This window comes from Salipiger bermudensis (genome assembly GCF_017309175.1).
Classification (GTDB): domain Bacteria; phylum Pseudomonadota; class Alphaproteobacteria; order Rhodobacterales; family Rhodobacteraceae; genus Salipiger; species Salipiger bermudensis.
Map to the genome: position 1 here is coordinate 77,731 of NZ_JAEKJV010000002.1, position 24,430 is coordinate 102,160.

The 24,430-nt window shown below is 65.3% G+C and carries 23 protein-coding genes and 1 tRNA gene; 11 read left to right on the plus strand and 13 right to left on the minus strand.

What is annotated here, in order from left to right:
- Window positions 1-68 precede the first annotated feature (68 nt).
- Entirely contained in the window at window positions 69-938 is an 870-nt protein-coding gene (locus tag JF542_RS03145; RefSeq protein WP_207074717.1) for an SDR family oxidoreductase, read from the plus strand.
- A gap of 67 nt (window positions 939-1,005) precedes the next feature.
- Here JF542_RS03145 and gpt read toward each other — a convergent pair whose 3' ends face one another.
- Both gpt and fabI read right to left on the minus strand, forming a co-directional pair.
- Window positions 1,006-1,530, minus strand: coding sequence for a xanthine phosphoribosyltransferase (gene gpt / locus JF542_RS03150; protein WP_207074718.1), 525 nt, complete (start codon window positions 1,528-1,530; stop codon window positions 1,006-1,008).
- Between the two features lie 12 nt (window positions 1,531-1,542).
- Window positions 1,543-2,349, minus strand: a complete 807-nt coding sequence (gene fabI, locus JF542_RS03155) for an enoyl-ACP reductase FabI (protein ID WP_207074719.1) — start codon at window positions 2,347-2,349, stop codon at window positions 1,543-1,545.
- A 101-nt stretch (window positions 2,350-2,450) separates the two neighbouring features.
- Here fabI and pdxH point away from each other — a divergent pair, with 101 nt between their 5' ends.
- From pdxH to JF542_RS03180, 5 genes are all read left to right on the plus strand, one after another.
- The gene (gene pdxH, locus JF542_RS03160) at window positions 2,451-3,056 is read left to right on the plus strand and encodes a pyridoxamine 5'-phosphate oxidase (RefSeq protein ID WP_007800440.1); all 606 of its coding nucleotides are present in this window, start codon (window positions 2,451-2,453) and stop codon (window positions 3,054-3,056) included.
- Between the two features lie 106 nt (window positions 3,057-3,162).
- The gene (locus JF542_RS03165) at window positions 3,163-3,705 is read left to right on the plus strand and encodes a cold-shock protein (RefSeq protein WP_007800441.1); all 543 of its coding nucleotides are present in this window, start codon (window positions 3,163-3,165) and stop codon (window positions 3,703-3,705) included.
- Window positions 3,678-4,154, plus strand: coding sequence for a DUF192 domain-containing protein (locus JF542_RS03170; protein WP_207074720.1), 477 nt, complete (start codon window positions 3,678-3,680; stop codon window positions 4,152-4,154). The genes JF542_RS03165 and JF542_RS03170 overlap by 28 nt, the downstream gene beginning before the upstream one ends.
- A gap of 57 nt (window positions 4,155-4,211) precedes the next feature.
- Window positions 4,212-4,288 (plus strand) — tRNA-Pro (locus JF542_RS03175).
- Between the two features lie 538 nt (window positions 4,289-4,826).
- Window positions 4,827-8,474 (plus strand): vitamin B12-dependent ribonucleotide reductase, encoded by a 3,648-nt coding sequence (locus tag JF542_RS03180; protein ID WP_207074721.1) that lies wholly within the window; start codon window positions 4,827-4,829, stop codon window positions 8,472-8,474.
- A 171-nt stretch (window positions 8,475-8,645) separates the two neighbouring features.
- Here the strand turns inward: JF542_RS03180 and JF542_RS03185 are convergent, their stop codons facing one another.
- Window positions 8,646-8,996 carry a hypothetical protein gene (locus JF542_RS03185; RefSeq protein WP_007800444.1) on the minus strand — a complete coding sequence of 117 codons (351 nt, stop codon included), beginning with the start codon at window positions 8,994-8,996 and terminating at the stop codon, window positions 8,646-8,648.
- Between the two features lie 186 nt (window positions 8,997-9,182).
- Between JF542_RS03185 and JF542_RS03190 the strand changes: the two genes are divergently transcribed.
- Entirely contained in the window at window positions 9,183-10,118 is a 936-nt protein-coding gene (locus tag JF542_RS03190) for an AEC family transporter (protein ID WP_207074722.1), read from the plus strand.
- A gap of 10 nt (window positions 10,119-10,128) precedes the next feature.
- Here JF542_RS03190 and JF542_RS03195 read toward each other — a convergent pair whose 3' ends face one another.
- Window positions 10,129-11,640: a class I adenylate-forming enzyme family protein gene (locus JF542_RS03195; RefSeq protein ID WP_207074723.1), complete on the minus strand. Its 1,512-nt coding sequence runs from the start codon at window positions 11,638-11,640 to the stop codon at window positions 10,129-10,131.
- A gap of 65 nt (window positions 11,641-11,705) precedes the next feature.
- Between JF542_RS03195 and JF542_RS03200 the strand changes: the two genes are divergently transcribed.
- The gene (locus JF542_RS03200; RefSeq protein WP_207074724.1) at window positions 11,706-12,326 is read left to right on the plus strand and encodes a helix-turn-helix domain-containing protein; all 621 of its coding nucleotides are present in this window, start codon (window positions 11,706-11,708) and stop codon (window positions 12,324-12,326) included.
- Window positions 12,327-12,374: 48 nt separating this feature from the next.
- Here JF542_RS03200 and JF542_RS03205 read toward each other — a convergent pair whose 3' ends face one another.
- The 7 genes from JF542_RS03205 to JF542_RS03235 all read right to left on the minus strand — a co-directional run bounded on the left by JF542_RS03205 (window position 12,375) and on the right by JF542_RS03235 (window position 18,358).
- Window positions 12,375-12,566, minus strand: coding sequence for a hypothetical protein (locus JF542_RS03205; RefSeq protein ID WP_207074725.1), 192 nt, complete (start codon window positions 12,564-12,566; stop codon window positions 12,375-12,377).
- Between the two features lie 86 nt (window positions 12,567-12,652).
- Window positions 12,653-12,892, minus strand: a complete 240-nt coding sequence (locus tag JF542_RS03210) for a hypothetical protein (protein WP_144266925.1) — start codon at window positions 12,890-12,892, stop codon at window positions 12,653-12,655.
- A gap of 151 nt (window positions 12,893-13,043) precedes the next feature.
- A complete protein-coding gene (locus tag JF542_RS03215) occupies window positions 13,044-14,333 on the minus strand; it encodes a branched-chain amino acid ABC transporter permease (RefSeq protein ID WP_207074726.1) in 1,290 nt (429 codons plus the stop codon).
- Complete coding sequence (locus JF542_RS03220; RefSeq protein ID WP_007800452.1) at window positions 14,330-15,340, minus strand: branched-chain amino acid ABC transporter permease; 1,011 nt, start codon at window positions 15,338-15,340, stop codon at window positions 14,330-14,332. Before JF542_RS03220 ends, JF542_RS03215 begins: the two co-directional genes overlap by 4 nt.
- 50 nt (window positions 15,341-15,390) lie before the next feature.
- A complete protein-coding gene (locus JF542_RS03225; RefSeq protein ID WP_207074727.1) occupies window positions 15,391-16,215 on the minus strand; it encodes an ABC transporter ATP-binding protein in 825 nt (274 codons plus the stop codon).
- A 76-nt stretch (window positions 16,216-16,291) separates the two neighbouring features.
- Window positions 16,292-17,071 carry an ABC transporter ATP-binding protein gene (locus JF542_RS03230; RefSeq protein WP_040544842.1) on the minus strand — a complete coding sequence of 260 codons (780 nt, stop codon included), beginning with the start codon at window positions 17,069-17,071 and terminating at the stop codon, window positions 16,292-16,294.
- A gap of 99 nt (window positions 17,072-17,170) precedes the next feature.
- Window positions 17,171-18,358 carry an ABC transporter substrate-binding protein gene (locus tag JF542_RS03235; protein ID WP_007800455.1) on the minus strand — a complete coding sequence of 396 codons (1,188 nt, stop codon included), beginning with the start codon at window positions 18,356-18,358 and terminating at the stop codon, window positions 17,171-17,173.
- 153 nt (window positions 18,359-18,511) lie between these two features.
- Here JF542_RS03235 and JF542_RS03240 point away from each other — a divergent pair, with 153 nt between their 5' ends.
- Entirely contained in the window at window positions 18,512-19,600 is a 1,089-nt protein-coding gene (locus tag JF542_RS03240; RefSeq protein ID WP_207074728.1) for a PQQ-dependent sugar dehydrogenase, read from the plus strand.
- A gap of 6 nt (window positions 19,601-19,606) precedes the next feature.
- Here JF542_RS03240 and JF542_RS03245 read toward each other — a convergent pair whose 3' ends face one another.
- Window positions 19,607-20,617 carry a GlxA family transcriptional regulator gene (locus JF542_RS03245; RefSeq protein WP_207074729.1) on the minus strand — a complete coding sequence of 337 codons (1,011 nt, stop codon included), beginning with the start codon at window positions 20,615-20,617 and terminating at the stop codon, window positions 19,607-19,609.
- Between the two features lie 205 nt (window positions 20,618-20,822).
- Between JF542_RS03245 and JF542_RS03250 the strand changes: the two genes are divergently transcribed.
- Window positions 20,823-22,193, plus strand: coding sequence for a class II 3-deoxy-7-phosphoheptulonate synthase (locus JF542_RS03250; RefSeq protein ID WP_040544846.1), 1,371 nt, complete (start codon window positions 20,823-20,825; stop codon window positions 22,191-22,193).
- Between the two features lie 160 nt (window positions 22,194-22,353).
- Window positions 22,354-22,791 carry a DUF4174 domain-containing protein gene (locus JF542_RS03255; protein WP_207074730.1) on the plus strand — a complete coding sequence of 146 codons (438 nt, stop codon included), beginning with the start codon at window positions 22,354-22,356 and terminating at the stop codon, window positions 22,789-22,791.
- Between the two features lie 120 nt (window positions 22,792-22,911).
- Here the strand turns inward: JF542_RS03255 and ggpS are convergent, their stop codons facing one another.
- Window positions 22,912-24,426, minus strand: a complete 1,515-nt coding sequence (ggpS, locus tag JF542_RS03260) for a glucosylglycerol-phosphate synthase (RefSeq protein WP_007800463.1) — start codon at window positions 24,424-24,426, stop codon at window positions 22,912-22,914.
- Window positions 24,427-24,430 lie beyond the last annotated feature (4 nt).

A 24,430-nucleotide genomic window follows, 5' to 3' on the forward strand; every position in this document is an offset into this window, starting at 1 on the left:
CCTACAGGCGGTCTACATCCGAGACCATATCACGGTTATAGACCAAATTCGCACGAAAGGAACATCCCATGTCTGACACGCTCAAATACCTTGTCACCGGCGCCTCCGGACAGCTTGGCGGCCTCGTCATCGACGCGCTTCTGGCCCGCGTGCCGGCAGACGAGGTCGGTGCGCTGGTGCGCCGCCCCGAGGCCGCGGCTCCGCTGGAAGCCAAGGGCGTGAGCGTCCGCGTGGCCTCCTATGACGATCCGGCGGCGCTGACCGCAGCCTTCGCGGGCGTCGAGCGCCTGCTGCTGGTGTCGTCGAGCGAGGTCGGCAAGCGCGCGGCGCAGCATGGCAACGTGATCGACTCCGCCAAGAGCGCGGGCGTCGGGTTCATCGCCTACACCTCGATCCTCGGCGCCGACAGCTCGCCGCTGACCGTGCTGCCGGCGGAGCACATGGCGACAGAGCAGGCGCTGGCGGCCTCGGGCCTGACTTACGCGCTGCTGCGCAATGGCTGGTACACCGAGAACTACACCATGGGCGTTCCGACGGCGCTGGAGCATGGCGGCATGATCGGCACCATCGGCGACGGCCGGGTCTCGAGCGCCACGCGCGCCGACTATGCCGAAGCGGCGGCCATCGTGCTGAGCGGCGATCTGCCGGCCTCGGGCACGGTCTACGAGCTGGCCGGTGACACCTCCTACAGCCTGCCGGACTTCGCAGCTGCGCTCTCGGAGCTCTCGGGCAAGGAGATCGGCTACACCGACATGCCCCCCGAGGCCTATCAGGCGGCGCTGATCGGAGCGGGCCTGCCGGCACCGGTGGCCGAGATGCTGGCCGACAGCGAGAAGGGCGCCGCGCAGGGCGGTCTCTACAGCGAGGACAAGACGCTCTCGACCCTGCTCGGTCGCCCGACGACGCCGTGGCGCGACACGCTGGCCGCGGCGCTCTAAACGTAAGACGCCCCGCGCCTTGATCGGGCGCGGGGCGGCAAATTTTTCGTACGAAAAATTTTGGCGCTCAGTCGGAATCGCCGCGATAGGGCTTTACGTATTGCAGCGCCATGTCCCACGGGAAGAAGATCCAGGTGTCCTGGCTGACTTCCGTGATGTAGCTGTCGACCATCGGCTTTCCCATCGGCTTGGCATAGACCGTCGCCACATGGGCCTTGGGGTAGAGACTGCGCACCAGTTCGAGCGTCTTGCCGCTGTCGACCAGGTCGTCGATGATCAGGATGCCGTCGCCATCGCCGACAAGCTCCGCGTCGGGCGATTTCAGCACCTGCGCCTCACGCCGCTGGTCGGCCTTTCCGCCGCCCGAGTGGTAGCTCTTGACGCTGATCGTGTCGACGGTGCGGATGTCGAGCTCGCGGGCGATGATCATCGCCGGGGCCATGCCGCCCCGGGTGATTGCCACCACTGCCTTCCAGCCGCCATCTTCGGGCCCGTGGCCCTGAAGCCGCCAGGCCAGCGCCCGCGCGTCGCGGTGCAGCTGGTCCCAGCTGACGTGAAAGCCCTTTTCATGCGGCAGAAGGTCTTTGGTCATGCGAGCTCCTCCTCAGCCCTTGGTGATATCAGGCGCGTCCGGCGCCTTCATGCCGACGATGTGATAGCCTGCATCGACGTGATGGGTCTCGCCGGTGACGCCCGCGCCGAGATCCGACAGCAGGTAGAGCGCCGAGCCGCCGACATCGTCGATGGTCACGTTGCGGCGCAGAGGCGAGTTGTACTCGTTCCACTTCATGATGTAGCGGAAATCGCCGATGCCCGACGCCGCCAGCGTCTTGATCGGACCGGCGGAGATCGCGTTCACGCGGATGCCGTCGCGGCCGAGATCCTCGGCGAGATAGCGCACCGACGCCTCGAGCGCCGCCTTGGCCACGCCCATGACGTTGTAATGCGGCATGATGCGCTCGGCACCGTAATAGGTGAGGGTGAGGGCGGAGCCGCCCTTGGTCATCATCTTCTCGGCCCGCTGCATGACGGCGGTGAACGAGTAGACCGAGATGTCCATGGTCAGCTTGAAGTTGTCGCGGCTGGTATCGACATAGCGGCCCCGCAGCTCGCTCTTGTCCGAAAACCCGATGGCGTGGACGATGAAGTCGAGGTTGTCCCAGCGCTCTTTCAGCCCGTCGAACAGCCCGTCGATCGAGGCCTCGTCGCCCACGTCGCAGGGCAGCACGATGTCGCTTCCAAGTTGAGCGGCCAGCGGATCGACCCGCTTCTTCAGGGCGTCGCCCTGATAGGAGAAGGCGAGCTCGGCACCGGCGTCGCGAAGTGCCTTGGCGATGCCCCAGGCGATTGATTTGTCGTTGGCGAGGCCCATGATCAGGCCGCGCTTGCCCGCCATCAGAGTGTTTGACATTTCCTATCTCCGCCCGGCATTTCTGTGTTCGAAACCCTTTAGGGCAAGCCCGGAACGGCTTCAAGGGTTTGCGCTGTCATCGCAGGTGAAGGAGAACCGATATGTCCGACCGCACAGGCATCTTCGCGGGGGACGACCCGTTCGCGATCGCCCGCAGCTGGCTGGCCGAGGCCGAGAAGACCGAGATCAACGATCCCAACGCCATCGCGCTGGCCACGGTCGACCCGGATGGTCTGCCCAATGTGCGCATGGTGCTGCTCAAGGAGATCGAGCCGGATGCCTTCGTGTTCTACACCAATTACGAGAGTGCGAAGGGGCAGGAACTTTCAGAAAGCGGCAAGGCCGGCTTCGTGATGCATTGGAAATCGTTACGCCGTCAGGTGCGGGTGCGCGGAACGGTGACCCGCGAAGACGGACCGCAAGCCGACGCCTATTACAACAGCCGCTCTCTGAAATCCCGTCTCGGAGCATGGGCGTCGCGGCAGTCGCAACCCCTGTCTTCGCGCGCGTCTTTGATGGCTGACGTGGCGAAAATCACCGCAACCCATGGCGCGACGCCGAAACGTCCGCCATTCTGGGGTGGGTTTCGGATCGCCCCATTGGAGATCGAGTTCTGGGCGGATGGCGCCTTCCGGTTGCATGACCGTTTCGTGTGGCGTCGGCGGTCCATTGCCGACCCATGGAACGTGGACCGGCTGAACCCGTGAATTTCACGTCACGTGAACTGCACAGGCTTGCAAATATAAGTTGAGTGGGCTTGCATTTGCTGCCCTGCCTGTCGCAAGAGGGAAGCGGGGATACGCATGACGACCAATGGAAGCACAGTTGACACAGCATGACGAAGAGACGTTCGACGTTCTCGGGAAGGTAAAGTGGTTCGATCCCGTAAAGGGATTTGGCTTTGTAATCGCCGATGAAGGTGGGCCCGATATCCTGCTTCATGCCAATGTCCTGCGCAATTTCGGCCAGAGCTCAGTGGCCGACGGGGCCCGAATCGAGGTCAGCGCGCAACGGACAGAACGTGGAATTCAGGCGACAGAAGTGCGCAGGATCGAACCGCCCGAAGCGCCGTCCGGCGCTCCGCTGGCAGATTTCGAGGATGTCGATCCCGAGATCATGCGATCGGCTCCGCTCGAGCCCGCACGGGTCAAATGGTTCGACAAGGCCAAGGGCTTCGGCTTTGCCAACGTGTTCGGCCGCTCGGATGACGTGTTCATTCACATCGAAGTGTTGCGGCGCTCCGGCCTCGCGGACCTTCAGCCCGGGGAAGCGCTTGCAATTCGCGTGATTAACGGCAAGCGTGGGCAGATGGCCACCGAGGTAAATGCATGGGAAGCCGCAATTTCTCCCTCCTGACACTGCTGACTGCCGCCCTCGCGGGCGGCCCGCTTGTTGCACAGTCCTGCCGCGATGATGCCATCTGGCTCCGCGGCGACTGGGGCAGTGTGCGCCTGAGCGTCGAGGTGGCCGACGATGCGGCGGAACGCGCACAAGGGCTGATGCATGTCGAGCAGATGCCGCCGGGCGCGGGGATGCTTTTCGTCTACGAGGCAGAGCGCCCGACCGCGTTCTGGATGAAGAATACGCTCATTCCGCTCGACATGATTTTTGCCGATGCGCAGGGACGGGTGGTCAAGGTTCACCCGATGGCGATCCCGCATGACGAAACGCCGATCCCGAGCGGCGAGCCGGTGCAATACGTGCTCGAAATCAATGGCGGCATGGCGGCACAGCTTGGCATCGCTGAAGGCAGCGAAATGATGCATCCGGCCATTACCGGCGATCCGGTCTGGCCCTGCGAGTAGCGCGCCGCGCGGATTGGCCCTTTTCAATCCTCCGGCTTCGCTTTATGCGGAGCCTGTCGGGGCGTAGCGCAGCCTGGTAGCGCGTCTGTTTTGGGTACAGAAGGTCGTGAGTTCGAATCTCGCCGCCCCGACCACTTTCCTCACATCATCATCAATGCCGCGTGATTCCGGGCCCTTGCCGTCTTGGTCGCGCGATTGATCGCGTCATCAGCACGTGCTGCCCGGTTTTTCGGCAGACATTCCCTGTTCCTTCCGGAAACACCGCTGTTGCAGGAATGTCATGACACTCTGGGAGATATGCTCAGGGCAGTTCTCAACAGCTGTGGATAAACCGCCTCGCAGGCGGGGATTTCCCTTGTCCAGCGGCCCGAGGCGGTTTTGGCTCCGGGTGTGGATGACTTTGGAACAACCCATAGCCCTAGTATGGGGCCCGGCGCACAACGCAAAATATATGTGACGGTCCTGAAAAACACGTTGACCCAGTCCGGTCACTTGCGTCAGTTTGTGGGGGCCGGAGGCAAGATCACAACATGTTGTGGTTGCCGGCGGGGACAGACCGAGACAGCAGTTAGACAGGAAAACCTGACAGGGACGGATTGGCTTCCGTCGCTGCCCGGAGAGGCTGTCTCTGCCGACCGGCAAAAGATTTGGGCAGCTGAGGGCAGAACAGCGATGAAGATCGAGAGAAAGTACACGCAGGCCGGCCAGGACGCATATGCGGGCATCGAGTTCGTCACCACGACCTCTGAGATCCGTAACCCTGACGGCTCCACCGTTTTCAAGCTCGACGAACTCGAAGTTCCCGCAAAGTGGAGCCAGGTGGCCTCTGACGTCATCGCGCAGAAATATTTCCGCAAGGCCGGCGTGCCCGCGACCCTGAAGAAGGTCGCCGAGAAGGACGTGCCCGAGTTCCTGTGGCGCTCGGTGCCTGCCGACAAGGACGCGGTGCGTGGCGGCGAGACCTCGGCCAAGCAGGTCTTCGACCGGCTCGCCGGCGCCTGGGCCTACTGGGGCTGGAAGGGTGGCTACTTCACCTCTGAGGACGACGCGCAGGCCTATTACGACGAGATGCGCCACATGCTGGCGAGCCAGACCGCGGCGCCGAACAGCCCGCAATGGTTCAACACCGGCCTGCACTGGGCCTATGGCATCGATGGTCCGGGGCAGGGCCACTACTATGTCGATCACAAGACCGGCAAGCTGACCAAGTCGAAATCGGCCTATGAACACCCGCAGCCGCATGCCTGCTTCATCCAGTCCGTGGCCGACGATCTGGTGGGCGATGGCGGCATCATGGATCTCTGGGTCCGTGAGGCGCGCCTGTTCAAGTACGGCTCCGGCACCGGCACCAACTTCTCGAGCCTGCGCGCCGAGAACGAGCGTCTCTCGGGCGGCGGCAAGTCCTCGGGCCTGATGGGCTTTCTCAAGATCGGCGACCGCGCTGCCGGCGCGATCAAGTCGGGCGGCACCACGCGCCGCGCCGCCAAGATGGTCATCGTCGATGCCGATCACCCGGATATCGAGGATTTCATCAACTGGAAGGTCAAGGAAGAGCAGAAGGTCGCGAGCATCGTCGCCGGCTCGAAGATGCACGAGAAGATGCTCAACGCCATCTTCGACGCGATCCGCGCGTGGGACGGGCTCGAGAGCGATGCCTATGAGGCCAACGCCAATACCGCGCTGAAGGCCGCGATCCGCGAGGCCAAGAAAGTCGCGATCCCCGAAACCTATATCAAGCGCGTGCTCGATTACGCGCGGCAGGGCTATGCCTCGATCGAGTTCCCGACCTATGACACCGACTGGGACAGCGAGGCCTATGCCACCGTCTCGGGCCAGAACTCGAACAACTCGATCCGCGTCACCGATGCCTTCCTCGAGGCGGTCCGCGAGGGCCGGCCGTGGGAGCTCATCCGCCGCACCGACGGCTCGGTCGCCAAGACCGTCGACGCCAAGGAGCTGTGGGAGCAGATCGGCCACGCCGCCTGGGCCTGCGCCGATCCGGGCATCCAGTTCCACGACACCGTCAATGCCTGGCACACCTGCCCGGCGGATGGCGAGATCCGCGGCTCGAACCCGTGCTCGGAATACATGTTCCTCGACGACACGGCTTGCAACCTTGCCTCGATGAACCTGCTGACCTTCCTCAAGGACGGCCAGTTCGATGCCGAGAGCTACATGCACGCCACGCGCCTGTGGACGCTGACGCTGGAAATCTCGGTGCTGATGGCGCAGTTCCCCTCGAAGGAAATTGCCCAGCTCTCCTATGACTTCCGCACCCTCGGCCTCGGCTACGCCAATATCGGCGGCCTGCTGATGAACATGGGGTTCAGCTATGACAGCGACGAGGGCCGCGCCCTCTGCGGTGCGCTGACCGCGCTGATGACCGGCGTGAGCTATGCCACCTCGGCCGAGATTGCCGGCGAGCTTGGCGCCTTCCCGGGCTACGAGCGCAACGCCGAGCACATGCTGCGCGTCATCCGCAACCACCGCACCGCCGCCTATGGCAGGACGGACGGATACGAGGGGCTCTCGGTCAAGCCGGTGGCCCTCGATCACGGCAACTGCCCCGATCAGGCGCTCGTGGCACTGGCGAAATCTGCCTGGGACGAGGCACTGCGTCTGGGCGAGCAGCATGGCTACCGCAACGCGCAGGTCTCGGTGATCGCGCCCACCGGCACCATCGGCCTCGTGATGGATTGCGACACCACCGGCATCGAGCCCGACTTCGCGCTGGTGAAGTTCAAGAAGCTCGCCGGTGGCGGCTACTTCAAGATCATCAACCGCTCGGTGCCCTCGGCGCTCGAGAAGCTGGGCTACAGCTCGAGCCAGATCGAGGAGATCGTGGGCTACGCGGTCGGTCACGGCACGCTGGGGAATGCCCCCGGCATCAACCACACCGCGCTGATCGGCATGGGCTTCGGCCCTGCGCAGATCGAGAAGGTCGAGCGCGCCCTCGGCACTGCCTTCGACATCCGCTTCGTGTTCAACCAGTGGACGCTGGGCGAGGCGTTCTGCCGCGACGGTCTGAACATTCCGGCCGACAAGCTTTCGGACCCGACCTTTGACCTGCTGAAGCATCTCGGCTTCACCAAGGCCGATATCGAGGCTGCCAACGACCATGTCTGCGGCACCATGACCCTCGAGGGCGCGCCGCATCTGAAATCCGAGCACCTGTCGATCTTCGACTGTGCAAATCCCTGTGGAAAAAAGGGCAAGCGTTACCTCTCGGTCAACAGCCACATCCACATGATGGCCGCCGCGCAAAGCTTTATTTCCGGGGCGATTTCCAAGACCATCAACATGCCCAACGCGGCCACGGTCGAGGATTGCCAGAAGGCCTATGAACTTTCCTGGTCGCTGGGGGTAAAAGCCAATGCGCTCTACCGCGACGGCTCCAAGCTGAGCCAGCCTCTGGCCTCGGCGCTGGTCGAGGATGACGACGACGCGCTCGAAACCCTCGAGAGCGGCACGCCGCAGGAGAAGGCGCAGGTCATCGCCGAGAAGATCGTCGAGAAGGTGGTGGTCAAGGAGGTCATCCGCGCCGGGCGTACCAAGATGCCCGAGCGCCGCAAGGGCTATACCCAGAAGGCCATCGTCGGCGGCCACAAGGTCTATCTCCGCACCGGGGAATACGAGGACGGCAACCTCGGCGAGATCTTCATCGACATGCACAAGGAAGGCGCCGGCTTCCGCGCGATGATGAACAACTTCGCCATCGCGGTCTCGGTCGGCCTGCAATACGGGGTGCCGCTGGAGGAGTTCGTCGACGCCTTCACCTTCACCAAGTTCGAGCCCGCGGGCATGGTGCAGGGCAATGACAGCATCAAGAACGCCACCTCGATCCTCGACTACATCTTCCGCGAACTGGCGGTCTCCTATCTCGACCGCACCGATCTGGCGCATGTGAAGCCCTCTGGCGCGACCTTCGACGATCTCGGCCGCGGCGAGGAAGAGAGTGTGTCGAATGTGGAGGAATTGTCCGAGAACACCGCGGCGCGCTCGCTGGAGATGCTCAAGCAGATCTCCTCGACCGGATATCTCCGCAAGCGCCTGCCGCAGGAACTGGTGGTGCTGCAGGGCGGCCAGCGGACCGGGACCGGCCCCGTGGCCTCGCACGGAGCGATGAGCGCAGGGGCGGTGCAGAGCACGGTTGCGACGCTCAGCACCTCGACCTCCGCCGTGGCGATGGACGCCCGCGCCAAGGCCCGGATGCAGGGCTACGAGGGCGATCCGTGCGGCGAATGCGGCAACTACACGCTGGTGCGCAACGGCACCTGCATGAAGTGCAACACCTGCGGCTCGACCAGCGGCTGCAGCTGAGAGATCAGGGCAGGGCGCGCATGTGCCCTGCCGGATATCCGGGGGGGCCGAGGTCACCCTGCGCGGTCGGGGCCGCAGGCAGAAGACAACGAGCGGTAAGAATACCGAGCCCCGTCAGCGAACCTTTGAAGGGCCTCCTCGCGGGGCCTTTTTTCTTGGCGTACGGTTTGTTTAGCGGATCGTGAGCCGCAGGGTGAACTGCTCGTAGGCAGGGGCCCGGAACAGCTGGAAGACATTGACGCGGTAGGTTCCGGCGCTGGTGCGGAAGCTGAAATCGTCCTGGCAGTCGGTCACGCCGGGAATGGTGAAGCAGGTGTTGTCGCTGCCAAGCAGCTGCAGCCGGGCGCTTTGGCCCGCGCCGGTGCCGAAGACGAAGCAGAGCGGTGCATTGTCGGTGACGCGCCCCGAGACCTCGCCCGACGAGGCGCCGCTGGCGAAGCGGATCTCGGAGCAGGATTGGGCGGAGGCGCTGCCCCCGGCGGCGCAAAGGCACAAGGCGAGCACGGTCAGAACGTGTTTCATGGCAATTCCTCAGATTGAAAGCACTGGTTGCGCGCGAAGGGTGCTCCGCAGCGTGGGTAATATCCATCGAGCCTAAGCTCTGGGCGCGGCCAGCGTCCAGCCTGCCATTTGGCTGCCCCCGTAGCGGCCGCGTCTTTGCAAGGCGCCTCACAGTGGTTAGAAAGTGCACATACAAAAAGGCATCCCATGCTCGCACCCCTTCTTACGCTGTTGCCGATCTACCTGCTGATCCTGCTGGGGTTCGGCATCATCAAGAGCAAGCTCATTGCGCCGGAGGTCCTGCCGCAGCTCAGCCGCTTCATGCTGATTGTCTGCGTCCCGGTGCTGATCTTCTCGGCCGTGTCCAGTGCCGGCGACCTGAGCCAGTTCAACTGGCGGTTCATCCTTGTCTACGCGCTGGCGTCGCTTGCCACGCTGACGCTGGTACGGTTCGCGCTGAACAAGCTCTTTGGGTACGGGCCGGGGCAGAGCTGGGTGGCCGCGCTCGGCTCGTCGGTGCCGAACTCGGTGTTTCTCGGCTACCCCATCACGATGATCGTCCTGCCGGACGTGGCGGACCGGCTGTTTGCGTGGATCATGGTCGTGGAGAACATGGTCGTCATCCCGCTGGCCCTGACGCTTGGCGACGTGCTGAGCCGGCAGCGTGGGCTACCGGCCTCGCAGGCGATGCTGCACACCGCGAAGACGACGCTGCAGAACCCCACCGTGCTCGGCCTCTTGGCGGGGCTCGCCTTCGGGGCAACCGGGCTGGTGCTGGCCGAGCCGCTGGACAAGACCCGGAGCATGATCGTCGCGGCGGCGCCGCTGATCTCGCTGTTCCTCGTCGGCGGCAACGTCGCGCGCTCGCGGCTCGACGAGGTCGACCCGCCGGTCTTCCTTGTTGCCGGGGCGAAGCTTCTGCTGCATCCCGTGCTGGTCTTCGCGGCCCTGTCGCTGTTCACCGCGATGAGCGAGGACGAGATCCGAGGCGCCACGCTGTTCGCGGCAATGCCGATGTTCACCCTCTACGTCATCTTCGCCGCCCGGCACCGGGCCGAGCGGCTGGCCTCCTCGTCGGTGGTTCTGTCGACGGTAATCGGCGCGGCGACCGTGGGGATCCTGGTGGTGCTGTTCGCGGCCTGACCGGCCCGGCTCAGGAAATCGCGTGGTCCTTCAGTGCCTTGCGGATGAGCTTGCCGTTTGCATTGCGCGGCAGGGCATCGATCCGCAGATAGGCGCGGGGCTGCTTGTAGCGCGCAAGACGCTCGGCAGCGCGGGCGGCGAGCATGGTCTCGTCGAGCTCTTCCTCGGCCACGTAGAAGGCCGCGATCACGCTGACGCCCTCTTTCACCGCCACGTCCGTGACGCCGATTTCGGTGATGCCCGGCAAGTCGGCCAGCGCCGCCTCGACCTCGATCGGTGAGACCCGGTAGCCACCGGCGTTCATCATGTCGTCGCCGCGCCCGAGATAGCGGATCTGGCCATCCTCATTCATGCAGCCCTGATCGCCGGTGAGGAACCAGTCGCCGATAAACCGCTGCGCGGTGTCCTCCGGCGCGCCGACATAGCCCAGCATCAGTCCCGGATCGGAGCGATGCACGGCGATGGTGCCGGGCTCGTTCAACGGCACCGGCGCGCCATCCTCGCCAAGGATTGCCACGCGGCGCCCGGCCTGCGGACGGCCCAGCATGTCGGCATCGCAAGGATGCGCGGGGGCGGATGAGATGAAGGTCGAGCATTCGGACATGCCGAAGGCCTCGTAGATCTCGTTGCCGGTGGCCTCGCGCCAGGCGTCGCTGGTGGCGGCGGTGAGCTTTTCACCTGCGGCCAGGCCGTGGCGCAGCTTCGGCATCGGCGGCAGCGGGTATTTCAGCAGCTTGCGATAGACGCCCGGGGCGGCGGCGAAGATCGTCGCATCGTTGCGCTTGAGCAGGAGCGGCAGCTGCGCCGGATCGATGCCCGCCGCCGGGATAAGCGCTGTCGCCCCCATCGTCCACGGATCCATGAGCCCCGTGCCCAGCGTGTAGGTCCAGTTGAAGGCACCGGCATGTAGCAGCCGGTCGCTCGGATGCAGGCCGTACCAGCCCTCCATCATCATCTGACGCGCCCAGATCGCCCGATGGGCATGGCCCACGGCACGCGGAAAGCCGGAGGTGCCGGAGGTGTAGATGATATAAGCCAGCCGCTCGGGATCGCCCATGTGCCAGGGCGCGGGCGGCAGCGTGTGCCACGCCTCGAAACTCTCGGGGCCAAAGACCGGGATCTCGGTGTCGGGGCTGGCGACGCCCTCGCCCCGCAGGATGGCAGCGGGCTTCAGGTGGTCCAGCATCGGCGCCACCTCGCGTGCGGTGAGCTGCGACGACGTCGGCACCGGCACAAGCCCGGCGGCGATGGCACCGAGATAGGCGATCGGGAAATCGACGGTGTTGCCGAGCCGCATGAGCACGATGTCCCCCGGCGCGAGCCCCGCCTCGAGCAGGCCGGTGGCGGTGCCTCGGACCGCGGCAATCAGCCGGTGATAGGACCAGCGCTCCGCGCCAGTGGGCCTGACGATGGCCAGCGCGATCTTGTCGGGCGTGGCGTGGCCCGCCTCCAGCACGTGGGCGGCGAGGTTGAACGGCGCGGGGCAGGGCGCATAGGCGCCTTCATCGAAAAGCGAGACCATGCCATTGGCTTAGGGCCGCTCCGGATTTGTTGCAAGGCTCCCGTGGCGGCCCTATAGGAAGAGCCATGACCCGCGACCCGAAGACCTTGATCCGCCTGGCGCGGGAAACCGGCGAAGAGGCCTCTGCCGAACCGCTCGACCTTGGGGCGCGCGTGCGCGAGCTGCGCAAGGCCCGCGACTGGACACTGGAGCAGGCGGCCCGCGAGGCCGGGCTGGCACGCTCGACGCTGTCGAAGATCGAGAACGGGCAGATGTCGCCAACCTATGACGCGCTGAAGAAGCTTGCGGTCGGTCTCGGGATCGGAGTGCCGCAGCTTTTTACGCCGCCGAAGAAGGAGCAGGTCTCGGGCCGGATGGTGCACACGCGCGAGGGACAGGGCCTGCACCAGGCCACGGTGACCTACGAGCACGAGCTGCTTGCCGAAAGCCTGACCAAGAAGAAGATGCTGCCCTACCGCGCCCGCGTGCGCGCCCGGAGCATGGAAGAGTTCGACGGCTGGGTGCGGCACGACGGCGAGGAGTTCCTCTACGTGCTCACCGGTGTTGTCACGCTCTACACCGAGTTCTACGAGCCGATCGAGATGCGCCGCGGTGACAGCGCCTATTACGATGCCAGCATGGGCCACAACGTGGTTTCGGTAAGCCCGGAGGATGCGACGATCCTCTGGATTACCTCGCTGGGCTGAGCGTCGCGCCTGACGGCAGGGCCTCTGCAACAGCGTTACCTCTTCAGATCAGCTTCCGCGAGCCAGCGCGGCGAGCTTTGCAAGCTCGTCCTCGGCACGCCAGAACGCCAGATCCTCGGGCTGTGCCGTGTTGATCTGCGGTGCGGCGTCTTTCGGCACCTCGCGTGCCGGCTCCGTCAGGGGCCGGGAGGGCGTTCCGGGGGCGATGGGACGTTTCGGGCGGAAGAAGAAATCGAGCATCGGCGCAGCCTCCTATACCTGTTCGAGAAACGCTGCCTGAGCTGTCCGGGTTCCGCCCCCGGAGGATGAATTCGCGCCTGCCGGGATCAGCCCGCCGCGCGCTGCAGCGGTTCCGGCAAGCGGACCGGGAACAGCAGATCCTCGACCTCGCGCCGCGCCTCATGCAGCGTCAGATCGTGCCGATCGGCCACGTGGCGCGCGACCTCGTCGACCTGAGGCGGCGCATCGCTGAGCGCTGCGTCATCGACATGCGGAAAGCGCTGCCGAAGGCGGCCTGCGGCCTGGTTCCAGTTCCGGGTGATGCGGGTCCATTCCATCTGTCTCATACCGGGGCAACGTCCACTCATGCTCTGCGTTCCAAGGGCTGTCGTGGTGCACCGCGCCGTCGGCGGATCCTTGCGAAACACCCTCGCAAGAAAAAGGCCCCGGCGCGGTCACCGGGGCCATCTTGCGGCACCAGAGATTAAGCGTCTGTTATCAGCGCTCCGGCAACAGGCCGCGCGGGGCAAAGCGCAGCACCAGCAGCAGGATCACCCCCATGGTCAGAAGCCGCATGTGCTGCACGCTGCCCAGCAGGTGCGCCTTGAGCGCCGAGCCATCCGCCATGCCAGCGGTGATCACGCCCATCAGCCATTGGCCCATCGGCTCCACCTGGACCCAGAGGAACCAGATCAGGAACCCGCCCAGAACCGCGCCGAGGTTGTTGCCAGAGCCGCCGACGATCACCATCACCCAGATCAGGAAGGTGTAGCGCAGCGGCTGGTAGCTCGAGGGGGTGAGCTGACCGTCGAGCGTGGTCATCATGGCGCCGGCGATGCCGCAGAGCGCCGAGCCGAGGATGAAGATCTGCAGGTGCCGCGCGGTGACATCCTTGCCCATCGCCTCGGCGGCTTCCTCGTTGTCGCGGACCGCGCGCATCATCCGCCCCCAGGGCGAGTTCAGCGCCAGCTGTGCCAGCACCAGAAGCACCACCAGCACCACGGCGAAAAGCACCGAGTAGCCGAGTTTGACGTAGATCGTCGAGGCGGTGGTCGGGTCGAGCCCGATGCCCGCGGCGGTCTCGACGAAGCCCGCGTCATTCTGCAGGTCGATCTCGTAGGGAACGGGGCGCGGCAGGCCGATGACGTTCTTGACGCCGCGGGTCAGCCAGTCCTCGTTTTTCAAGAGCGCGATGATGATCTCGGCGATGCCCAACGTTGCGATGGCGAGGTAGTCCGAGCGCAGCCCGAGCGCGGTCTTGCCGATGACCCACGCAACGCCCGCGGCGAGCAGACCGCCCACAGGCCAGGCCAGCAGCACCGGCAGACCGAGCCCGCCGAGGAAGCCGGTGGCGGCCGGGTCGACCGACTCGATGGCCGACACCGCCGGGTCGAGGATGGCGCGATAGAGGAAGAACCCAACCACGGCGATGGCGGCAACGGCCCAGCCACGGGTCTTGCGGGGCAGGGTCTTCCAGGCGAAGACGGCGCCCGCGATGGCGGCAAGCGCAAAAGCGATGGCCCCCAGCACACGCCAGCCACCCGCGGCCCAGGCCTCGGGCACGGGCGCCACCGAGGTCAGCACCACGGCCAGCCCGCCAAGCGCGACGAAGCCCATGACACCGACGTTGAACAGCCCGGCAAGTCCCCATTGCAGGTTGACCCCAAGCGCCATGATGGCGCTCACCAGTCCCATGTTGAGGATGATCAGGGCGGAGTTCCAGCTCTGCAGGACTCCGGTGCCAAGGATCAGCGCCGCGACGAGCGCGAAGAGAGCGAGCGTCCTCATACCGATTTCCCCTTGAACAGACCTGTCGGCCGGAACAGCAGCACGATGATCAGGATCACGAAGCTGACGGCGAACTTGTAGTCGGTGGACAGGAGCTGCACGAGCCCCGATGGCTCGAGGCTTTCGGGCAGCATGTAGGTGAGCACCTTCTTCCAGGCATAGGTGATGCCGACCTCGGAGAAGGCGATGATGAAGCCGCCGGCGATGGCCCCCAGCGGCGAGCCAAGCCCGCCGACGATGGCGCTGGCGAAGATCGGCAGCAGGATCTGGAAGTAGGTGAAGGGCTTGAAGCTCTTGTCGAGCCCGTAGAGCGTGCCCGCCACCACCGCCAGCGCCGCCACGATGATCCAGGTGACCATCACCACGCGCTCGGGGTTGATGCCCGACAGCAGCGCCAGATCTTCGTTGTCGGAATAGGCACGCATCGATTTTCCGGTGCGGGTGTGGTTGAGGAACCAGAACAGCAGCGCCACCACGAGGATCGCCACAACTACCGTGATCGCCTGCGTCGATTTCAGCGCCAGCCCCTCGTCGAGCCCGGTCATCGTCTTGAAGTCGCGCGCCGAGATCAGGAAGCGCTCACCATCGGCGAAGTTCTGGTCGCCGGGGCCGATGATCAGGCGCGTGAGGCCGTTATAGATGAACATCACCCCCATCGACACGATCACGAGGATCACCGGCTTGGCCTTCTGCTCCCGGTAGAAACGATAGACCAGCCGGTCGGTGCCCAGCACCAGGAGCGAGGTCAGCACGATGCCGAAGGGAATGGCCAGCAGCGCCGTGGGCAGCGGGCCGAAGCTCACACCCAGCGCCTGCAACCCCCAGGTCACCAGGATGGTGAACATGGTGCCGATCGCCATGGTGTCGCCATGGGCGAAGTTGGAGAACCGCAGGATGCCGTAGATCAGCGTCACGCCCAGCGCCCCCAGCGCCAGCTGGCTGCCGTAGGCAATGGCCGGAATGAAAACGAAATTGGCCAGCGCGACCAATGCGTTGAGGAAATCCATCACGGGTGCTCCCCGGTTATTCTTGGTCTTGTGTGAAAACGGGTCATGGCTCAGCCCCCCAGGAAGCTGCGGCGGACCTCGTCATCCGCGAGCAACGCCTTGCCGGTGCCGGTATGGGCGTTGCGGCCCTGAACCAGCACGTAGCCCTTGTCGGCGATGGCCAGCGCCTGGCGGGCGTTCTGCTCGACCATCAGCACCGGCAGCCCGGTGCGGGCGACCTCGATGATGCGGTCGAAGAGCTCGTCCATGACGATCGGGCTGACGCCGGCGGTGGGCTCGTCGAGCATCAGCACCTTGGGCTTGGTCATCAGCGCCCGGCCCACTGCCACCTGCTGGCGCTGGCCGCCCGAGAGCTCGCCCGCCGCCTGTTTGCGCTTGTCCTTGAGGATCGGGAACAGATCAAAGACCTGCTCCATGGTGTCCGAGATGTCGTCGCGCCGGATGAAGGCACCCATCTCGAGGTTTTCCTCGACCGTCATCGAGGTGAAGATGTTGTGGGTCTGCGGCACGAAGCCCATGCCCTTGCGCACACGCGCCTGCGGAGACAGCTCGGTGATATCCTCGCCGTCGAGCCGCACCATGCCCTCGCGCAGGCTCAGCATGCCGAACACCGCCTTCATCGCCGTCGACTTGCCGGCACCGTTGGGCCCGACGATGACGGCGATCTCGCCGCGATCCACCGCGATGGTGCAGCTGTGCAGGATATCCGCGCCGCGGCCATAGCCGCCGGTCATCGCCTCGCCGATCAGGAACGGCCCGCCGGGGGCAGGGTGCTCGTGGCCGCCCGCGTGCACGGGATCGTCCTCGGCCATGCCGCGCGGGTTGGTGATGCTGGCGTCGTGGTTGCCACGGTCGTCATAGGGGCCGCCGCTCATGACCGGGCCCCCTCTTCTTTGGTTCGAAAATACCTCGGGGGTGTGGGGGCAGCGCCCCCACCGCGCAGCGCCGATCTCATCCCGCCGCCTCCTTGTTCTTGAGCCCGGTGCCAAGATAGGCCTCAATCACGGCGTCGTTGGCCTTGATCTCGTCGAGCGTGCCCTGGGCCAGCTTCTTGCCCTCGGCCATGACGATGACCGGGTCGCAGATGCGGCCAATGAAATCCATGTCGTGCTCGATGACGCAGAAGGTGTAGCCGCGCTCGCGGTTGAGCTTCACGATGGTGTCGGCGATGGTGTTCAGAAGCGTGCGGTTCACGCCCGCACCGACCTCGTCGAGGAACACGATCTTGGCATCCACCATCATCGTGCGGCCCAGCTCGAGCAGCTTCTTCTGCCCGCCGGAAAGATTGCCGGCCTTCTCGTCCTTCAGATGCGAGATGGTGAGGAAATCGAGCACCTCGTCGGCCTTCTTCAGAAGCGCGGCCTCTTCCTGGGCGATGCGACCGCGCCCGAACCAGGCATTCCACAGGCTCTCGCCGGCCTGTTCGCCCGGCACCATCATCAGGTTCTCGCGGCAGCTCATCGACGAGAACTCGTGCGCGATCTGGAAGGTGCGCAGCAGGCCCTTGTGGAAGAGCGCGTGCGGCGGCAGGCCGGTGATGTCCTCGCCATCCATCCAGACCGTTCCTGAGGTCGGCGGCAGGGCGCCGGCGATGACGTTGAAAAGCGTCGACTTGCCGGCCCCGTTCGGACCCACCAGCCCGGTGATCGAGCCGTCGGCAATCTCGAGCGAGGCGCCGTCAACGGCGCGGAAGCCGCCGAAATGGCGGTGCAGGTTGTCCACCCGGATCAATGCTTCGTCCCCTCCGGCGCGGTTTGCTGCGCCTGTCTTGTTATTGGAAACAGCCCGGGAACTGACCCCGGGCTGTCCGTATTCGCCAGTGCGGCGAGATTACTTGAACGAAACGGTGCTGAAGTCACCGTCCTTGATCTCGTAATAGCGGTAGGTGCCCGCGGCTTCGCCCGGTCCGACGAGTTCCACGTTTGTTGCGCCGACGTAATCCACCTCGCCGCCCTCGGCAAGGATTTCCATCGCCTTGCCAAGCTCGCCCGGCAGGATCGGCTCGCCCGGTGCGTTGGCCACGTCGAGCACGTTGGCCGCAACCGCCGCGGAGGAGACCTCGCCACCCTTCATCATCGCCAGTGCGATCAGGGCTGCGGCGTCATAGCTCTCGCGGGTGTAGGAACTCTCGGCGTTGATGCCGGCCTCGGTTGCGAGCGTGGTGAAGGCCTCGGTGCCTTCGCCCTCGGCCCACGGCACGGAGCCGAAGCTGCCTTCGATGTCGCCGCCAAGATCGGCCAGCAGCGCGTCGGAGTACATGCCGTCGCCCATGGCGAAGGTGTCGAAGGCGCCGGTGTCGAGCGCGGCCTGGATCATGCCCTTGCCGCCCTGGTCGGAGTAGCCCAGAACCACGAGCACGTCACCGCCGGCCGAGGCCAGGGCCCCGATTTCAGCGGAGTAGTCGCCCTTGCCGTCCTCGTGCGGGGTGGAAAGCGTGATCTCGCCGCCCTCGGCTTCGAAGGCCGCCGCGAAGCTGTCGGCAAAGCCCTTGCCGTAGTCGTTGTTGGTGTAGGTCACCGCGACCGAGGACACGTCGCGCTCGGCCAGGATGCTGGCCAGCACTTCGCCCTGGCGCGCGTCTGACGGCGAGGTGCGGAAGAACAGGCCGTTGTCTTCGGCGTTCGACAGCGCCGGCGAAGTGGCGGAGGGCGAGATCATCGGCACGCCGTTGGGCACCGCGACGTTCGACAGGATGGCGCCCGTCACGCCCGAGCAGTCGGCGCCCATGATGGCGACCACGCCGTCGGTGGTGATGAGACGTTCCGCGGCGGCCGTCGCGGCGGCGCTGTCGATGCAGGTCGAGTCGGCGCGCACCGGGCTCAGCGTGACGCCCTCGAGGAACTTGCCGCTGTCGTTGACCTCGGTCAGGGCAAGCTCGGCGCTCGCGCCCATGGAGGGGGTCAGCGATTCAATCGGGCCGGTGAAGCCGAGAATGACGCCGACCTTGGCGTCTTGGGCCTGCGCGGCGCCTGCGGCAAGCAGCGTGGTGGCGGCGGAGGCCAGAAGCCACTTTTTCATATCAGGATCTCCCTTGCTGGAACGCATTGTCCGGGCGGGAGCCTATGCAAGCCCTTGACAAAAGAAAAGGGGCCACGGGCGTGGCTGCCGCACGGGCAACCGGCTTGTCCGCGCGCGGCCTGGCCCCATATCGACGGGCTGGAGGTGCCCGACATGAAACACGCGATTTTCGCAGCAGTACTTGCGCTTGTCCCCGCAGGATCAGCGCTGGCGCAGGACATTCCGAGCAGCGCCGGGACCCTTTCGGTCAGCCCGGTGGTGCAGGGGCTCGACACGCCGTGGAGCTTCGATTTCCTGCCTGACGGCACCATCCTGATCACCGAGCGCGGCGGCGATCTGCTGGCAGTGCGCGACGGACGCGCGCAGCGGCTCTCGGGCCTGCCCGAGATCTACACGCGCGGGCAGGGCGGTCTGCTCGACGTGCTGGTGCCACGCGATTTCGCCACCAGCCGCGAGATCTTCCTGACCTATTCCAAGCGCCAGCAGGGCGGCGCTGGCACGGCGGTGCTGAAGGCGCGACTGTCGCAGGATGGCAGCCGCCTCGCGCAGGCGGAGACCATCTTCGAGATGGCGCCGGGCTCGAGCGGCGGGCGGCATTTCGGCTCGCGCATCGTCGAGGCGCCGGACGGGCATCTCTTCGTCACCATCGGCGAACGCGGCGACCGGCCGTCGGCACAGGATCTCGCGCGCCACAATGGCTCTGTGATCCGCATCACCCGCGACGGCGCGGTGCCGCGTGACAATCCTTTTGTCGGGCAGGACGGCGCGCAGCCCGAGATCTGGAGCTACGGCCACCGCAACCCGCAGGGGCTCGGCTTCGACGGGCGCGGCCGGCTCTGGGCCGTCGAGCACGGCGCGCAGGGCGGGGACGAGGTCAACCTCATTGAGAAGGGCGCCAATTACGGCTGGCCGGTGATCTCCTACGGTGAGCACTATTCCGGCGCCAGGATCGGTGAGGGCACGTCAAAGCCGGGCATGGAGCAACCGGTCTTCTATTGGGATCCCTCCAATGCGCCATCTGACATCGTGTTTCTCGAGGGCGGGCGCTGGGACGGCGACGCGCTCGTGGGCTCGCTCAAGTTCAACTACATCGCCCGGCTGTCCGGCACTCCGATGCGCGAGGTCGAACAGCTCGAGAGCGAGGCAACGCTGCGGGTGCGCGATGTCGATCAAGGGCCTGATGGCGCGATCTGGTTCCTCAGCGAAGTCAACGGCACGCTCTACCGCGCGTCGCGGCCCTGACGGGGCTCAGGCGTCCTCGCGCCCGGGTTTGGCGGCGAGGGTGCCGCGCTCGCGATAGGGCGTGGTCTGGTAGTGCGCCCGGTAGCATTTCGAGAAATGCGAAGGGCTGGCGAAGCCGCAGGCCAGCGCGACGTTGATCACGCTCATGTCGGTCTGCATCAGCAGGTTGCGGGCCTTCTGGAGGCGCAGTTCCATGTAGTAGCGCTTGGGCGAGCGGTTGAGGTAGCGCCGGAACAACCGTTCGAGCTGGCGCGTCGACATGCCGACATCCTTGGCCAGAAGTGCCGGCGAGATCGGCTCCTCGATATTGGCTTCCATCATCTTGATGACCTGCGCCAGCTTGGGATGGCGCACACCGATGCGGGTCGGCGTCGAGAGCCGCTGGGTGTCCTGATCGGTGCGGATCGAGGAATAGATCAGCTGGTCTGCCACCGCATTGGCGAGGTCCTCGCCGTGATCGTCGGCGATCAGCTTGAGCATCAGGTCGATCGAGGCCGTGCCGCCGGCGGTCGAAAGCCGGTTGCCGTCGACCACGAAGACCGACTTGGTCAGCTCGACCTCGGGGAATTCCTCTTCGAACCCGTCCTGGTTTTCCCAGTGGATCGTGGCGCGCTTGCCATCGAGCAGCCCGGCCTCGGCCAGCGTCCAGCTGGCGGTGCAGAGCCCGCCCATGGCGAGCCCGCGCCGGGCCTCGCGCCTCAGCCAGTTCATCAGCCGCTTGGTGGTCGCCTCGGCGATGTCGAGCCCACCGCAGAGCAGCACGACATCGTCGCGGGTCAGCTCGGGCAGATCGCAATCGAGCTTGAACTCGGTGCCCGCCGAACAGCGCGCGGTTTCGCCGCCCTCGGAGGTCAGAACCCAGCTGTAGATCGGCGCGCCGGCCATGCGGTTGGCGATGCGCAGCGCCTCGAGCGCGGCGGCAAAACTCAGCAGGGTGAACTCCGGCAGAAGGACAAACACAAACCGGCGCGGCTTCGCCTGCGTATCGGCTTCGAAAGCTTTGTTCTGCACCGGCATCTATCCCTCGCGGCGATTTAGGTCGTGCAACCATTACGGGTCGCATCCTCAAGAACGCGTTTACGGCGCTCTGGCGGATCAGGTCACATGGGCAGAAAGGCAAAAACCCGTCAAGAGATCACCTGCATTTCCTATGGCCTTCTTTCGCTCGCTTTGGTAGAGCCTCCAGACGTTTTCGCTAACGGAGACCGCGTGGGAGATAGCCATGAGTGAGTGGACCAAATCGAGCTGGAGAACCAAGCCCCGGATCCAGATGCCTGAGTATCAGGATCAGGCCGAGCTGGAGGCCGTCGAGGCGCAGCTGTCGAACTATCCGCCGCTGGTATTTGCAGGCGAGGCCCGCCGTCTTCGCGACGAGCTGGGCAAGGCATCGCGCGGCGAGGCCTTCTTGCTGCAGGGCGGCGATTGCGCCGAGGCCTTCGACCAGTTCTCGGCCAACGCGATCCGCGACACCTTCAAGGTGATGCTGCAGATGGCGATGATCCTCACCTACGGTGCCAAGGTGCCGGTGGTGAAGGTGGGCCGCATGGCCGGCCAGTTCGCCAAGCCGCGCTCGGCCCCGACCGAGACCGTGGATGGTATCGAGCTGCCGAGCTTCCGCGGCGACATCATCAACGAGCTTGCCTTCACCCCCGAAGCGCGCAAGCCGAACCCGCAGAAGATGCTGCAGGCCTACACCCAGGCGGCGGCAACGCTGAACCTGCTGCGTGCCTTCTCGACCGGCGGCTATGCCGACGTGCACCAGGTGCACCAGTGGACGCTGGGCTTCACCGAGGGCGAGAAGGCCGCGCGCTACCGCGACATGGCCAACCGCATCGGCGATACGCTCGATTTCATGAAGGCGGCGGGCGTCGACAGCCACCGCTCGGCGGCGCTGCACCAGGTGAACTTCTACACCTCGCACGAGTCGCTGCTGCTCGAGTACGAAGAGGCGCTGACCCGGATCGACTCGACCTCCGGCAAGTGGCTCGCAGGCTCCGGCCACATGATCTGGATCGGTGACCGGACCCGTCAGCCCGATGGCGCGCATGTGGAATTCGCCAGCGGTGTGATGAACCCGATCGGTCTCAAGTGCGGCCCGTCCATGACCTCCGAGGATCTCAAGGTCCTGATGGCCAAGCTGAACCCCGAGAACGAGGCCGGCCGCCTGACCCTGATCACCCGCTTCGGTGCCGGCAAGGCCGCCGAGCACCTGCCGCGCCTGATCGAGACGGTGCGCAGCGAAGGGGCCAACGTGGTCTGGGTCTGCGACCCGATGCACGGCAACACCATCAAGTCGGCCAGCGGCTACAAGACCCGTCCGTTCGACTCGGTGCTGCGCGAGGTGCGCGATTTCTTCGCCGTGCATCGCGACCAGGGCACCGTCCCGGGTGGTGTGCATTTCGAGATGACCGGCCAGGACGTGACCGAATGCACCGGCGGCGTCTTCGCGGTTTCGGACGAGAACCTCAGCGACCGTTACCACACCGCGTGCGATCCGCGTCTGAACGCGTCGCAATCGCTCGAGCTGGCCTTCCTCGTGGCCGAGGAACTGACCTCGCTGCGCGATGACCAGCCGCAGGTTGCGCACGGCTGATCCAGGTCAGTCTGGATCTTGCAAACGGCCGTCCTTCGGGGCGGCCGTTTTGCGTTCGCGGCAGCATGAATCGACCGATCATCGTGCGCCGCGACATTCTCACGGAACCCATCGCGGCGCTCATGCGTAGGGATCAAACCCATTCAGACAGGAGATCCCAATGGGCCGCATTCGCATGAAGACCAAGCTTGGTGTCGCTGTCGTTGCGGGGGCGATTGCCGCCACGCAGGCGGTCGGCGCGCCCGACCTGTTCCAGAGCCTGCCCGCGGACGCCCGTGACCTCGACGGGATGCGCTGGGACAAGCGACCGGTGCTGCTCTTTGCGCCGTCGGAGGATCATCCCGACTATGCCCGCCAGATCGAAATGCTGCGCGAGGCGCAGGCGGCGCTCGCCGAGCGCGACATCGTGGTGCTGAGCGATCTCGACGACCGCACGCCGTCGCCGCTCCGGCAGGGCTTTCAGCCCGGCGGGTTCAAGCTGGTTTTGGTGGGCAAGGATGGTGGCGTGAAGCTCGAGCAGGACGCGGTGCTGGCGCCCGAAGAGCTTTTCGCAGTGATCGACCGGATGCCCATGCGCCGCAATGAGATGCGCGACTGAGGGCGTCCAGGACGCAATGCCACTGATCAACCGAACAAAAAAAGGGGCAAGCAGCGCTGCTTGCCCCTTTTCTGCGTGACCCGAACCTGATCATCAGATCCGGGTCGAACCAAGCCTTCCTCAGGCCAGTTCGGTTTCTTCGCTCTGGCTCGCGTCCCCGAAATCCTTCGGCGAGAGCAGGGCGAGCTGATCCTCGGCCCAATGCTGCGTGTCGCGCTTTTCGACCGAGGCGCGCAGCAGCTCCATGCGCGCTTTGCGTTCGTCCTCCGGCATATCCAGCGCCATGTCGATGGCGAAATCCATGGCGCGGCTGGAGAACGGGTTGGCCAGAACGGCAGCCCCCATCTCGACCGCGGCACCGGCGAATTCCGACAGCACCAGCACGCCGTCGCCATCCTTGCGGGCGGCCACGTATTCCTTGCAGACGAGGTTCATGCCATCCGCAAGCGGGGTGATCCATGCCACGTCCGCCACCTGGTACCACGCCACCAACTCCTCGAAGGGAATGGCGCGTGAGATCAGCGCAACGGGCTGGAAGGTGAAGGTGCCGAAGCGCCCGTTGATGCGGCCGGCGATCTCTTCCAGTTCTTTCTGGATCGGCTCGTAAACCGTCATGTTGCGGTTGGCGGGCACCGAGACGTGCAGCAGGCGGACCACGCCACGCAGGTCCGGCCGGCGCTCGAGCAGGCGCTCGAAGGCCAGAAGCTGGTCGGCCCCGCCCTTGGTGTAGTCGGTGCGTCCCACCGAAAGCAGCACGCGGCTGTCGCCGATCTCTTCGCGGAACCGCGCGGCGAGGGTGTCGGTCTTCTCGGAGGCGGCCAGCGACTTGATGTACTCGACATCCACGCCCACCGGCGTCACGCCAAGCTGCACGACGCGGTCATCGGTGTGGATCTCGGTTGGCACGGTGCGGTCCGAGAGCGCAGAGCCTTCCGACATCATGTCGTTCTCGACCTTGATCCGCGGCACGTTGCCCACGTCGCGCAGCGAGCGCACGCAGGAGACGAAGTTCGAGGCGTAACGCGGGATGTGGAAGCCGACCACGTCGCAGCACAGCAGCGAGTCGATGATCTCGCCGCGCCACGGCAGCACGTTGAACATGTCCGCCGCCGGGAAGGGCGTGTGGTGGTAGAACGAGATCCGCACGTCCGGACGCATCTGGCGCAGATAGCCCGGCACCAGCCAGAGGTTGTAGTCGTGCACCCAGACGCTCGCGCCCTCGGCGGCCTCCGATGCGGCGGCCTCGGCGAAGGCCCAGTTGACCTCTTTGAAGGTCGGCCAGTCGACGGGATCGTAGTTATACTTTTCCTTGAACCCGTGCAGGATCGGCCAGAACGCCTCTTTCGAGGTAACGTGGTAGAAGCTCTTCACCTGCGCCGCGGTCAACGGCAGACGCGAGACGGTGTACTTGCCGAACGTGTCCTCGATATGGACCACTCGCTCGAAGCCCGGATCCGACGTGTCCTCCGCCTCTTTCCAGGCCACCCAGGCGCCGTTGTCGACCTTGCCGAAGAAGCTCTTCAGGGTTGGGACGATGCCATTGGGGCTTTTGTTGGCGCGGTACTCGATCTTGCCATCGACCTCGACCTCTTCGTAGGGCTGACGGTGATAGACAATTACCAGATCGCTGGACATGAGA